The following is a 13816-nucleotide window of genomic DNA, read 5'->3' on the forward strand; positions in this document are numbered from 1 at the left end:
GCTCATAATGTTGACGGTTCATGATTCCAAGCAAAAGGTAGTCACTTTGCAAATAAAAGAACTTTTTTTCCTGGCCGGGATTCTCGGTTCAGACCGATTGCTTGGCGTTGAAGACCCCTTCCGCGGTTACATGGCAGAAGACATCGCTGTGGAATGGGAGCACGTCAAAACTTCTCTGCTCGAAAAGGGATATTTGATTCAGGATCAGGACAGCAATGAGCTGATCATGACACCGACCGTTTTCTCCAGAGTAGCCATTGCTGGATTGTCAGACAGGGCTTGCTGGATTCGCTACACATCCAGTGGCACTTCGTATGAAAGTTATATCCATTGCACGGACGAACGGGTCGTTGAAGTTTCCCGTGTTGCTGATGAACCGGACTCCTTCCGGTTATCTGATCTCGGGAACGTTCGTGAAGCGATTGACTTCCTGATTCAAAGGATGAAATGGAGTGGCCATTCACCAGCGGAGAAGCCGGCATTGATGTGCTCCAAGAAAAAATTCTATGATGTTATGAACGAGCTTAACAACAAAGAAGAATCTGCAGTTGCTGATGAACTGGCACAGGAGACGAACGACCCGGAAGGTTCGCTGGCTCTTGCACGTTGTCTGGTTAACAAAGAATCAGACGGTGAACTGCGATTGCTTGTATGGAACGGAGAAGGTTGGAAGTCACAGTCAGCAGCATTCGCTGCTAGCTCTGTATCCAACTGGTTGTTCCGCATGAGTACAGCCGCTTCAGATGATTGGCTTGTAGCGGCGCTGACGACGAGAGAACAGTTTCACGAGATGCTGCTGGACTGGCTTAAACAGCCTGCAGGGGAAGAGGAAAGGTGATGGTAAATGCGCATTCGTGTGGAACCGGATGTGCTTCGGGCACTGAGCAGGCAGATTCAGTATGCGGCGGAGCAAATACAGCAAAAGATGACAGTGTTGGAACAGGCAATCCATTCGCTGGAGTGGGATATTGAGGCCCGGGCTGCGGTGATGAGTGAATGGAGTCACAGCAAGCGACTTGGCGAAGATGCGGTGCGTCGTTTTATGGACTTAAGCGTGCAGTTGGGACGCAAAGCCTTGTTATTCCAGCAGGCAGACATGGAGTATCGTACAGTGCTGAGTCATGTGAACACAGCCTATGGCAATGCGGTCAATATGCTTAACGTTCTAGAAAACAATCGTGTAGGGGAAATCATGCCTACACACGCCGCAGCTGCTGCTGTAGTATCCGATCCCCTTTCCGCGGTGGCGGCAGTATACCGGGTCCAGGATGCTGCGCCGCCCGACGGTTCTCCCGCTACATTGATCCAGGCAATGCAGCCTGAACCTGTAGCTTGGAGATTCACAGATCCCACCTTTCGGGGGAGAAGAGGAACCGAACCTGTGGTATCCTGATTAGGCAGTTTACAGAAGTGCGAATTAAGGACAGCAGAAAGTGAATCATTTATGTAAATAGTCTGTTAGGGGAAGTTTCAATCACCAAAAATGGGGTAAATAGGATTAGGTCCTTCGGCTTTTGTTCGATCGATCCTGGTATAGTACAATTTGAATAAGCAAAAATTTAATTGCACAAACCAAGGAGGAAATTACACATGGCAGGACGCATTTTAGTTACCCCAGAACAACTTGATCAGGTTTCCAACCAATTCAAACAAAGCGGTGAGCAAAGTCAGCAAATCGTTTCTACATTGACTCAATCCATCACAAGCATGGAAGGACAATGGGAAGGTATGACGAAACAACGCTTCTTCCAGGAGTTCCAGGAAGCAAGCAAACAAATGCAATCATTCGTTCAAACGCTGAACAGCATCAGCGCGGAACTGACGGCTATTGCCAACAAATTCCGTACAGCTGACCAAGCTCGCTAAACTGCTTTACATAGATCAGGCCGATGTCATGTCTGACCCGGCACTGGATCGTACGCAGGCAGCAAGCTGAAGATGTATAACTACAGCAAAAACCGGGCGTTTTACGACTCCCGGTTTTTGCTGCACTATGACAGAATGACAGAGAGAGGGATGAGTATGTCTTTTCAACCGAATCCCGGGGATGAAGTGGTGATCAATGACATTGCCTATACCATTGGGCAGCACCCGGCTGCGCCCGGTCTGGCATACGCCCAAGCCGGAAGGCAAGGGATCGTTTACCAGTTAATACCCCGAAATGGTTCAATAAGTGGGTCCAAAGCACTAAAAGTATTTTTCCCTAAATTCCGTATCCCGGCTATGGTCTATCAGTCTGAGCATATGGAGCCTTATAGTGAACTGCCAGGTTTGCAGGTATGCAAGCGTGATGTGCTCACTCCGGAAAGAAACGGAGCGCTCATTGGTGAACATCCCGATTTGTTGTACGCGGTTTTAATGCCGTGGGTGCAAGGTCTGACCTGGTTTGACGTAATCAGTGATCAGAAACAGCTGACTGCAGAAGAAAGTCTGAAGTTGGCCAGAGCACTAGCAGGGACTGGTTCGGCCATGGAGCAACGAGGACTTGCTCATTGTGATTTGTCCGCACCCAATGTGATGATTCCGTTTTTTTCCGAAGTGGAAAACCTGGGAGCCCCATCCGCGGTTGAACTTGTCGATGTAGAGCAGATGTACGGTTCCAAAATGGATCGTCCAGATGCTCTACTTGCTGGTTCACCTGGTTATGCAGCTCATCGGGCAGTACACAGTGGTCTGTGGAGTTCATATGCCGATCGTTTTGCTGGTGCAGTTATTATCGCCGAGATGCTGAGCTGGTCTGATTCGACCATTGTGGAGAAGGCATGGGGAGAAAGTTATTTTGACCAGCATGAAATGCAAACGGTGAGTGAACGATATTTTGCCATGCGGGACTCACTCCAGAATCGATGGGGTTCCAAAATATCCGATCTGTTCATCCGTGCCTGGGAGAGTCACGATTTGAGCAGCTGTCCAACATTTGGTGAATGGTTTGTTGCCTTGGCATCAGCTAATGCCAGTCAGGCGGAAGCGGCCGGAGTGAAGGAAACTGAGGAGCAAGCAGCAGATGCGGCAAATGCAGCGGCGTTGAGCAAGACAGTCGCAAGTGCACCGGATACTGGCGTACCAGATTCGAAGTCAGCTAATGGACATGATTCGTCCACGTCGATACCTGAAGTGCCTCCTGGACAGGAAGCTGTGGTAAACAGACTCTTCCTGCAGGCCAGAGCTCTTGAGGATGAAGAAAAGCCTGCAGCAGCCCTGGAAGTATACCGTTCGCTGTATCATTTCATTCCGGCTAACAGTGCGATGCAGATGGAAGTTGAGGCTGCCATCAACGGGCTGGATGCCAAGCTGAATCCCAAGGAAGAAGTCGCACAGCCTGTCCGTGTTCCTTTTTACAGATCCAAAAAGTTCATGATCTCTTCCGCTGTCCTTATTGTATTGCTGGCCGGTACCGTGCCAACTGTCAAAATTTTGGCTGATCAAGCCGAAGTCAAGCAGCAGGAGGAACAAGAAGCAGCAAGACTGGCGGAGATCAAGGCTGCCGAAGAAGCGGAAGCTGCAAAAGCTGCTGCGCTGAAGCAAAAGGAAGAAGAGAAGAAGAAGCAGGAGGCCGAAGCGGCGAAGCTTGAAGCCGAGGAAAAGCAAAAACTGGCTGAAGCACAGAAAAAGGAAGAAGAACGGAAAGCTCTTCAGGCAAAATACGATAAACAGGCAAAATACGAGGCTTATCTCGCAAAACAGGAACAGCAGAAGAAAGAAGCAGCTAAGAAGGCGCAGCAGGAGAAGTATGACAAGCAGGCGAAGTATGAAGCCTACCTGGTCTGGAAGAAAGAGCATGATGCTCAAGTAGCGAAGCAGGAAGCGGAGCGCAAGGCAGCGGCTGAAGCTCAGCGCAAACTGGAAGCGCAAAAAGCAGCCCAGGAAGCTGCTCGAAAGGCTGCACTTAAGAAAAAACGTGCTCAGAACGTGGTTACGCTGATTGCTCACTATAACAAGGCCTATAATGCGCAAATAGGTAACAAGACCGAAAACGCGTTGTCTTATGCCCGTGATTTTAAAAATTTGTATAACACGGATGCCTCATACTTCAAAGGGGTAGGCAAAGTCGCAGCGCGAATGAGTGCAATTAATAAATTTTTGAGCAATAACAACTATAATCTACCCAACTTGTAAATTATGTGAACGACGGAGGTGGCTCAGGCCCAGATGAACTATACAATACAAGCATCCCAGCGCACACCCGCACTTATTATTTATCTCATTGATATCAGTGCCTCCATGAATATGGTTCTGGAAAACCGCAGACGGATTGATGTCGTCTATGATGCCCTGGCCCTGGCCATACGCCAAATGGTGTTTCGCTCAACCAAAGGAAATCGATTGACACCTCGCTATCGGATTGCCATTCTTGCATACAGCGATGACGTCTATGATTTGTTGAATGGTATCAAGGGAATCGACGAAATTGCAGCGGTTGGTTCGTTGCCAGACCTGACACCTAAACGTTTCTCGGATTCGGCTAAAGCCTTCCTGCAGGCAGAGAAGATTCTGCAGGCTGAAATACCGAATATGCAGGATTGTCCTGCGCCGCTCGTCTGTCATATGACGGATGGAGTGGCTACGGGCGAAGATCCGGAACCCATTGCCAAACGAATTATGGGCATGAGTGTGCCTGATGGCAATGTACTCGTCGAAAATATTTTTATATCCGATCACCTATTGGAAGGTCCTATCCCTGAACCGAGAAGATGGAAGGGGATATCGCCGGAAACCGTTCTTAAGGATGAGCATGGAGAGAAGCTGCGCAATATGTCTTCTGTTCTGCCTGAAAGTTACCGTGAAATGCTTGTCGAGGCGGACTATTTGCTCGCACCCGGTGCATTGATGATGCTGCCAGGCACATGTGCAGAACTGGTGTCCATCGGGTTTCAAATGTCTGCTGCTACGCCTGTGAGATAGGAGGGGATTATTTGAGAACGATGCGATTGGCAGCATTGCCTGCTGGTGAGAGAGGAAGCCAAGGAAAGCAGCGTCGTGGAATCTTTCGTTATGTTAGCGCACAGACCGGAGAACAGCCGCTTACTCGTTATCAGGGTACTTTTAAGTGTCGCTATGGCTATGGAAGAGCTGCAGAGACGGTTCATCAGGGGGATTCGGGTCAAGACTTTGCTGCCGTTCGCATGGACGGAAATGTATGTACGTTCGTCTTGTGTGATGGGGTAGGCATGAGTTACCTTGGTGATTTTGCCGCGCGTTTTCTGGGCAATGCTCTCCTCGAGTGGTTGGAAACAACCTCTAATCCTACAGTAGAAGCGATGGAGCATCTGCTACAAGAACTGACGGTTCCCGCATCCGAGCAGCTGAAGAAAATTCAGCCACTGGACAACTCGCCCCTGCTTTTACGTGAAGTGTTAATGGAGAAGCGAAGCAGAGGCAGCCAGGCGATGTATGTGTGTGGTCGAATTGAGCTGTCCCGCGGTATGGGGAAAAGTCGTATCTGGATGGCTTGGCAAGGGGATTCACGCATACGTCTATGGCGCAATGGTCAGGAACAATCCGGAGCTTTTCAGAACCACTGCCGGACGAATGAACGCTGGTCAACCCTGGAAGGGCCAGTTGGAGGCAAGCCTCATATTTATGAGGCGAAGCTATCCAATGAACCGATTCGTCTGCAGCTGTACACAGATGGTTTGAATGATCTGGATGCCATACAGGCATATATCCCGGATGAACACATTCAGGTACTGCTGGATGCTGCACACACCGGGGGGCTTGAAGATGATGCCGCTTTCATTGAGCTGGAATGGTAGATGAACTACTTTCGAATAAATCCTTCGTCTTGAGTATGTTTAATGAGCGGTAAAAATCAGCTGAGAAAAAACTTGTCGTTATTGATTTAAAAGGCGCTCTTTTTGGGTAATCTTGTGAAGAATCTACTTAGTTAGCATGCTGCATCATGCTGATACACAAGTCTTGGATGTACATTCTTACATAATTGCTGAGAAGGAGTGGAATGGAGCATGACACAACATAACGACAAGTCTCGGTTTGCAAACAAAATAGCTATCATTACTGGAGCCGGTTCCGGCATTGGTAAGGCAACGGCATTAAAATTGGCGAATGAAGGTGCTCACGTTGCGTTGTTTGATCTGGTGAATGATCGGATCTCTCAGACGGAAGCCGAAATTAATGCCCTACATCCAGGTACTGCACGCGCATTCGATGTGGATATCTCCGATCCGGCCCGGGTGGAAAAAGCGGTGCTGGAAACGGTGGAGCTGTTCGGCGGTTTGGACATTGTGTTTGCCAATGCTGGCATTAACGGTGTCTCGGCGCCAATTGAGGAAATTCAGGTGGAGGATTGGCAGCGGATCATTACGACCAATCTGGATGGCACCTTCTTTACAATCAAGTATGCTCTCCCACATCTGAAGAAACGCGGCGGGGGAAGCATTGTTATTACGAGTTCCATTAATGGTAACCAACGGTTCACCAGCTTTGGGATGTCGGCATACAGTACATCGAAAGCGGGACAGGTTGCCTTTTCGAAGATGGCTGCACTGGAACTGGCCAGATTCAAAATCCGGGTTAATGTCATATGTCCGGGAGCTATCGCAACGAATATTGATCAAAGCACGGTAAAAACGGATGAATTGCATCAAATCGTTATTCCAATGGAGTTCCCGGAAGGGGAGCAGCCGCTCGCAGATGGCCCTGGACAGCCGGAGCATGTGGCCAATCTCGTCGCCTTCCTGGCATCGTCAGAATCCAAACACATTACGGGTGCAGAGATTGTCATTGATGGCGCCGAATCGTTGCTGCGTTAATACGCTTGATCCAAAGTAGTCGTTCCTCTGGAACGGCTTTTTTTGTTATAATGCTAACATTCACTTTGGATTGATTATATATTGCATGGTGCCTTATGAATTAGGAGCGATAATATGAATATAGAATTACCGATACAACAGATTTTGCCTGAGCTGAAACAGCTATTTCGAAAGCAGGATACAGGTGTTCTTATTGCAGAGCCGGGGGCAGGCAAAACAACTGTAGTACCTCTATCCCTATTAGAGGAACCATGGCTAAACGGGCGTAAAATCATAATGCTGGAGCCCCGCAGACTTGCGGCGCGCTCAGCCGCGGCGCGGATGGCAGCAGCGCTGAATGAAAACGTGGGACAGACGGTAGGGTACCGTGTCCGCATGGACACTCGGGTCAGTCAGGCAACGCGGATCGAAGTTGTCACAGAAGGGGTACTTACACGCATGCTTCAGCAGGATCAGGGGCTTGAAGATACTGCGATGATTATCTTTGATGAGTTTCACGAGCGTCATTTGCACGGCGATCTTGGTTTGGCTCTGGCTTTGGAGTCACGGGCGATGCTGCGTCCGGATCTGAAGGTGCTTATTATGTCGGCAACGCTGGACCCTGACCCCATCTGTACATTGCTTGGCGAAGGGACCCGCGCGATTGATTGTCCGGGACGCACGTTTCCAGTGGAAACCCGTTATGTATCAAAACCTGCTTCTGCTGTGCTGGAGGAGTTCACGGCTCAAGCGGTTGTAAAAGCTTTAGCACAGCAGGAAGGAGATGTACTGGTCTTTCTTCCAGGAGCCAGAGAGATTCACCGGACAGAACGGGAACTGTCTAAGCTTCATCTTTCTTCTCATGTCGAGGTGCATTCCCTGTATGGAAGCATGCCGATTGAACGTCAGGATGAGGCCGTGCGCCCGGCAGTTGAAGGAAATCGTAAGGTCGTACTGTCCACCTCCATTGCGGAATCAAGCCTTACGCTTCCGGGTGTCAGAGTGGTTGTCGATGCTGGACTGAGTCGTGCATCCGTATTTTCCCCGCGCACAGGCATGAGTCGGCTTGTTACCCAGCCGGTGTCCAAGGCTTCCGCCGATCAGCGGCGGGGGCGTGCAGGGCGAATTGCACCTGGGGTGTGTTATAGATTGTGGAGCCAAGAGGTTCATGACGGTCTGCCGGAGGCGGCCAGACCGGAGATTGCCTCTGCGGACCTCGCACCGCTGGCGCTGGAGCTTGCCGCCTGGGGTGTCCAGTCCCCTGCAGAACTGCAGTGGCTGGACATCCCGCCTGCGTCTGCCTACGGCCAGGCACAGGCGCTGCTCCGCCAGCTGGGCGGCCTGGATGACACAGGCCGCATCACGCCCTTCGGGCGGCGGATGAACGCGCTTGGCGTGCATCCGCGACTGGCCAGCATGCTGCTCCGCGCGGCGGAGCTTGGGCTGGCCAGCTACGCCAGCATGCTGGCGGCACTGCTGCAGGAGCCTGCCGGCCTCCGCAGCAGTGGCAGTGCAGGCGCGGGCACGGACCTGCGCCCGCGCGTGGAAGCGCTGCTGATGGCGGGCAGCAGCGGTACGCCGCAAGCCGCAGCGGCGGTCGCAGACATCGCTGCCGTACGGCGCATCCTTCAGGAGAGCCGACAGCTGCGCACGGCTCTCGGCCCGGCGCGGGAGGATCCGGAAAGGCCGGATGAGGACAGCTGCGGGCTGCTGCTGTCCTTCGCCTATCCGGACCGGATCGGGCAGCGCCGAGAGGACGGCCGCTACCTGCTGAGCAGCGGCCGCGGGGTACGGCTCAGCCAGGCGGAGTCGCTGAGCCGTTCAGCCTATCTGGTCGCTGCCGAGGCGGACGACCAGGGCGCGGATGCACGCATCCTGCTGGCTGCACCGGTGAGGGAGCAGCTCTTGCTGGACTATGGTGCTGATCTCATAGAAGAGGATGTGCAGATTACATGGGATCCCAGTACACGAAGTGTGCGGTCTCATCGAAGACTGCGAATTGGAGCAATCCTGATGAAGGAGAGCAGTATCGTACAACCTCCGGAAGATCAGGTGCTTGATGCGCTGCTAAGCGGAATCCGCACAGAAGGTCAGGATTGTCTTCCCTGGACCAAATCATCAAGGCAGCTGGCGGACAGATTACGTTTTCTGCATCGTCATCTGCCGGGGTGGCCGGATCTCGCGGCAGATCATGTATCAGCGGAACTCGAAGATAAACTCAGTCCTTTTCTGGCAGGAATGCGTTCAGCTTCGGATCTGAAGAAACTGTCCATGCAGGACGTGTTACTTAGCGGATTGAGCTGGGAACAACGGCAGCAGTTGGACCGGGAGGCGCCAACTCATATTCAGGTTCCCAGCGGATCACGCATTCCGGTTGATTATAGCCGACCTGAAGATCCTACACTGGCGGTACGACTTCAGGAAATGTTCGGGCAGCAGGATACACCGCGTATTGCTGGAGGTCGGGTGCCGTTAACCCTGCATCTGCTGTCCCCTGCGCACCGCCCTGTTCAGGTGACCCGGGATTTGAAGAACTTTTGGCGGGAGACTTATTTCGAGGTGAAAAAAGACCTGAAAGGCCGATATCCAAAGCATTACTGGCCAGACAATCCTTTGGAGGCCATGGCGACCAATCGGGCGAAGCCGCGCACCTAGAGAGCATGATGGTTTTTTTCGCTCACCATTGCATATATAAAAGCTTGGATATTGATCTGGCTTTTCAGAGACCCCCTTTGATAAGAATGACTTCATAAGCGTATGTTTTATCAGCGAATTAAGCTGTATTTATTCGTATTTGCGCACGATATAATAGCTGCAAGCGTTTGAAAGAAAATTGTACGGGTAATAACATAGCGAAGCGAACTCTTAAATGACTAGGAGGAATTCACTATGCAGAAGAAAATCGTAGGTGTTTTTGATACAGAACGTGAGGCATCTCAAGCCATAGAGGGCTTGAAAGCGCAAGGATTTAGTTCAGACGAAATTTCGGTAGTGACGCAGGATCGGGACGAGTTGAAGGCCATCCGGGAAGAGACGGGTACTAAGGCGCCAGAAGGTGTGGCAGCAGGTGCAGCCACAGGTGGCGTATTAGGTGGCGTAGCCGGGCTGTTGGCTGGTATCGGGGCTCTGGCCATTCCAGGTATAGGTCCAATTTTGGCAGCAGGTCCGATTGCAGCAGCGTTTACGGGAGCGGCAGTAGGTGCCGGTGCAGGCGGTTTGGTCGGTGGACTTGTCGGATTGGGTATTCCTGAAGAGGATGCCAAACAGTATGAGGAATATGTACAAAACGGCAAAATCCTTCTCCTGGTTGACTCCACCGATCGCGATTCGGATGTCTATGATGTATTCAGCAACACCAGCTATCTGAATCGTGATCGATACGCAGCTCATGGTACGGATGTGCCAGCAGAGCGAACGGATCTCGACATGGAAGAGCGGAGACTGGAAGCTCAGGATAAAGCAGCACGATTTGGAAACAACACGTTCCTGTAAGCTTGGATTGTTCAGGCTAGTACACTGGATTTGTATACAAAGTTAAACAAGAGCAGCACATATAAATCATGGTTTGGTTAATGTGAGCCGTCAGGCGCTCAAAAGCCGGTTTCCTTCGAGGATGCCGGCTTTTGTCCCTGTAATTCCATCCCGGAATCATGATGAAGTGTTGACTGTGTGTAAAGGTAAGTCTAAGGAGCAGGGAATAATAATACATAGAGCAGAATAGCAAGCGCCAGGCCAATGACCAACAGAGTAAGTGTCAGGAAGCGAATCAATCGGGTTGAGGCTTGAAAGGTTTGCTGATTAATTTGTTTGCGTTTGCGGTGATACGAAGCAGCAGAACACAGAATAATGGCAATGCCGCTGATCAGGGAGGTTACTCCGGTTATAATGGCTGCAATGTGTGCAATCTGGTCATAAGAGGAAGAATTAAATCCCAATCCGGCAGCCAGGAATCCGACGCCGACCATGGCTATTCCTGTACGAACCCAGGCCAGAAACGTCCGTTCATTGGCCATATGCTGTTGTACGTATTGAGAGTCAATCGTGGGGGTGTCTAGTTCGGAATCAGCGATAGGAATCCCTCCGTTCATCTTTTATACGATTATCATTGTACTTATTTTTTACTGTAAAACCAAGAAAGGCGGCTGGACGTTATGCCACGAAAAGAAAGAATTGCTGAAATTGAAAGTTTAAGGGGGATTGCCTTTGCAGCTGTTGTACTCCAGCATTCCATTGCCCATTTTTCTCTGGTTCCGGAAGCCGGACTGGAAGATGGGGTTCTGCTTGCAATCCTGCTGATGGCTTCCAAATTTGCCGTCCCTTTATTTATTTTCATCACGGGCATGGTTTTGTTTTATAACACAGGAGAGCAGCTGAAATACGGCCGTTTCATGCAGAAACGATTAACGGATGTGATCGCACCATATGTCGTGTGGTCGTTGGTGTACTTCACCTTGACACCACAAGGGTGGACCGCTATTGGCTGGCAGGATGTCCCTGAGCTTGGTTTGAAGCTGCTTACCGGCAAGACCACATCTCATTTTTGGTACATTATCATGTTGATTCAATTTTATTTGCTGTTTCCCTTGTTTCTAAAGGCCATACGATATGTATATAACCGTTACGATTCACGGGGACGCCTAATTGCTGTCCTGATTGCGGGAGCCATATACCTCGTGTTAGCTGATCAATTGGGGAATATTGCACGAGTCATGGAGCGACTCCATATTCCAGTACTGACCGATGTATTCACAACCTATGCCGATCGCAATTTCCTGTATTTCTTTTTTTATTTTGTGCTAGGTGCTGCAGCCGGATTATCTGTTAAAAGCTGGAACATGTGGATTCATCGGCTGCGCTGGGTATATTGGACCGTGTTTATAACCATGGGTCTTCGGTTTACATATCTATTAATGCTGGAATTTCAAAAGCCGGAAGGCATTCAGATCACATTTTATACCCTTAGCTTGATCAGGCCGGATATGGCTCTCTTTCTAATCGCGTCGATCATGGTCATGTATCAGCTCGCAGGCAAACTGCATAATCACCTGGCCGTGGGCTGGCTTGGATGGATCGGCAGCGTTTCTTACGGCGGTTACCTCATGCATATGCTTATGCTGCGCTACAGTTACGTTCCGGATGAATACTTTTACGTTGCATGGGGTCTAAATCCGACTGTACGAATGATTCTAACTTGGGTACTTGCTTTAGCGCTATCCTGTGTGCTCACTTGGTGCATTTCGCGTGTAAGTTGGGGGAAATGGATCGTGGGTACTGTACCGAAGGCCAATTTCAGAAAGTGAAAGAGGCAATGAATGAAAAATTCACAATAGAAGTCATCATTCTTGAAGGTAGTGATCTAGGGTTGTGATGTAAGTCAGCGTTTGCTTTTGTCGAACTGAAGCTTATCTAGGTATACATTTTAAAAAATCATTATATGAAAAATTCAGAATAAAAACCCCAATGCCGTTCTGCCACACTATTTGCTATCTATCCTGTGCTTTGTTCTCACCTGCTGCATAACCGGGAAAAACGGAGAATGATGGCAGAAACCGAACACAAGTTTTATAATATGAAGTAGAGCGGTAGAGGATAGGGGGAACAAACATGGCTTTTATGATTGCCCAGCGGGCATTTATCAAGCTGTATCTCATTACCATGGTTGAACAGCACAGAGGATATGGTTACGAAATGCTGGAGGCTATGAAGCAGGAATTTAAAGATTACGGTTATGTTCCGCCTCAGAGTGAGGTATATCGGGCATTGCATGAACTGGTACAGCAGGGTGTATTTTATCGGACGAAGAAGTTGAAGGGCAGCGATCCTAAAGTGGATTTTCAGGAAATCGTTTTATATCACTTTACGGATGATGGAGCGGAAAAAGCCGAATTGTACAAAAAGCAGGTCAAGGCAGACCTAGACCGTTGTCTGGGCATGCTGCACAAGGCAGAAGAGGACAATTACGGGACGAAAGGAAGATGAGCATGAATAAGCAGCTACAGTGGGGAGTACTTGGTACTTCCACCATTGCAAAGAATGCGGTAATTCCGGCAATCCAGCAATCCGAACGGGGAGAAGTGCTTGCTATTGCGAGTCGAAGCAAGGAGAAGGCTAAAGCGCTCGCCGAAGAATTGGACATTGCTAGATGCTATGGAAGTTACGAAGAGCTCATTGCAGATCCCGATATTGAAGCAGTATATATTCCGTTGCCTAACCATATGCACAAGGAATGGACGATAAAAGCCGCTCAGGCCGGAAAGCATGTATTATGCGAGAAGCCAGCTGCACTGAATGCGGACGAGTCTACCGAAATGATTCAGGTATGCAAGGAGCACGGCGTTCTTTTCGCAGAGGCAATCATGTATCGTTATCATCCCAAGCATCGGCGTGTTCAGGAGATTATCGCGAGTGGAGAGATTGGTGCTGTTCGTGCCATCCATGGCAACTTTACCTGTAATACGGCGGATGATAAGGAAAATGTAAGGTTCAAACGGGAAATGGGCGGAGGCTCGCTCTTTGACCTTGGTGTATATCCTATCTCTGCAGCACGGATGTACCTGGGCCAGGAACCCGAAGCCGTTACAGTACATGCCTTATTCTCCGATGAACATGATGGAGTGGATATGATGGCTTCGGGGCTTGTGGAATTTCCGGGATCCGTAGCGTTAACGTTTGATTGCGGTATGTGGGCTTCCGGGAGGGCGGAGATGGAGATCCTCGGTACAGACGGACGAATTGAGTTGCCAAAAGTCTTCGGCTGGGAGAATAGTGATATCCCACCTCAAATTATCGTTCACACGGATTCGGTCAGTCGGGAAGAGCGGGTATCCGTATCCAATTCTTATGTTCTGCAAGCGGAAACCTTTGCTGCAGCAGTGCTGGATGGAACACCACTGCCGTTTACTCCGGATAATACGATAGCGAATATGCGGGTGATTGATGCCTGTTTGCAATCGGCAAGGACAAGGCAGCGCGTTTCATTGATATAAAAAAATGAGTTAACCAGACTCCATCCTTCAGGATGGAGTTTTTTAGTGTGAACTAAATCGGCAAAACGTTAAAAAAAATTT

General features: G+C 49.8%; 13 protein-coding genes. 12 read left to right on the top strand and 1 reads right to left on the bottom strand.

The features are described 5' to 3' along the window. The first annotated feature begins 7 nt into the window (after window positions 1-7). From MHB82_RS11720 to MHB82_RS11760, 9 genes are all read left to right on the top strand, one after another. A complete protein-coding gene (locus MHB82_RS11720; protein WP_095287661.1) occupies window positions 8-838 on the top strand; it encodes a hypothetical protein in 831 nt (276 codons plus the stop codon). 6 nt (window positions 839-844) lie between these two features. Beyond that, window positions 845-1393, top strand: a complete 549-nt coding sequence (locus MHB82_RS11725) for a WXG100 family type VII secretion target (RefSeq protein WP_095287660.1) — start codon at window positions 845-847, stop codon at window positions 1391-1393. A gap of 197 nt (window positions 1394-1590) precedes the next feature. After that, window positions 1591-1866, top strand: a complete 276-nt coding sequence (locus tag MHB82_RS11730; RefSeq protein ID WP_017689071.1) for a WXG100 family type VII secretion target — start codon at window positions 1591-1593, stop codon at window positions 1864-1866. A 156-nt stretch (window positions 1867-2022) separates the two neighbouring features. Next, window positions 2023-4116: a hypothetical protein gene (locus MHB82_RS11735; RefSeq protein ID WP_341174711.1), complete on the top strand. Its 2094-nt coding sequence runs from the start codon at window positions 2023-2025 to the stop codon at window positions 4114-4116. Window positions 4117-4149: 33 nt separating this feature from the next. After that, on the top strand, window positions 4150-4902 hold the full coding sequence (locus tag MHB82_RS11740) for a vWA domain-containing protein (protein WP_095287658.1): 753 nt from the start codon (window positions 4150-4152) through the stop codon (window positions 4900-4902). Between the two features lie 20 nt (window positions 4903-4922). Continuing rightward, the gene (locus MHB82_RS11745) at window positions 4923-5753 is read left to right on the top strand and encodes a protein phosphatase 2C domain-containing protein (RefSeq protein ID WP_255247862.1); all 831 of its coding nucleotides are present in this window, start codon (window positions 4923-4925) and stop codon (window positions 5751-5753) included. A gap of 210 nt (window positions 5754-5963) precedes the next feature. After that, complete coding sequence (locus MHB82_RS11750) at window positions 5964-6770, top strand: SDR family oxidoreductase (protein ID WP_341174712.1); 807 nt, start codon at window positions 5964-5966, stop codon at window positions 6768-6770. 114 nt (window positions 6771-6884) lie between these two features. After that, window positions 6885-9404, top strand: coding sequence for an ATP-dependent helicase HrpB (gene hrpB, locus MHB82_RS11755; RefSeq protein WP_341174713.1), 2520 nt, complete (start codon window positions 6885-6887; stop codon window positions 9402-9404). Window positions 9405-9638: 234 nt separating this feature from the next. Further along, window positions 9639-10241 (top strand): general stress protein, encoded by a 603-nt coding sequence (locus MHB82_RS11760; RefSeq protein WP_095358543.1) that lies wholly within the window; start codon window positions 9639-9641, stop codon window positions 10239-10241. A gap of 191 nt (window positions 10242-10432) precedes the next feature. Here MHB82_RS11760 and MHB82_RS11765 read toward each other — a convergent pair whose 3' ends face one another. Beyond that, window positions 10433-10837, bottom strand: a complete 405-nt coding sequence (locus MHB82_RS11765) for a YidH family protein (protein ID WP_341174714.1) — start codon at window positions 10835-10837, stop codon at window positions 10433-10435. 63 nt (window positions 10838-10900) lie between these two features. Here MHB82_RS11765 and MHB82_RS11770 point away from each other — a divergent pair, with 63 nt between their 5' ends. The 3 genes from MHB82_RS11770 (at window position 10901) to MHB82_RS11780 (ending at window position 13735) form a co-directional block, all read left to right on the top strand. After that, complete coding sequence (locus MHB82_RS11770) at window positions 10901-12049, top strand: acyltransferase (protein WP_341174715.1); 1149 nt, start codon at window positions 10901-10903, stop codon at window positions 12047-12049. Between the two features lie 304 nt (window positions 12050-12353). Next, the gene (locus MHB82_RS11775) at window positions 12354-12728 is read left to right on the top strand and encodes a helix-turn-helix transcriptional regulator (RefSeq protein WP_095287651.1); all 375 of its coding nucleotides are present in this window, start codon (window positions 12354-12356) and stop codon (window positions 12726-12728) included. 2 nt (window positions 12729-12730) lie between these two features. Next, window positions 12731-13735, top strand: a complete 1005-nt coding sequence (locus MHB82_RS11780) for a Gfo/Idh/MocA family protein (RefSeq protein ID WP_341174716.1) — start codon at window positions 12731-12733, stop codon at window positions 13733-13735. Window positions 13736-13816 lie beyond the last annotated feature (81 nt).

The organism is Paenibacillus sp. FSL K6-2862 (assembly GCF_038005125.1).
In the GTDB taxonomy this organism is placed as follows: Bacteria; Bacillota; Bacilli; order Paenibacillales; family Paenibacillaceae; genus Paenibacillus; species Paenibacillus illinoisensis_A.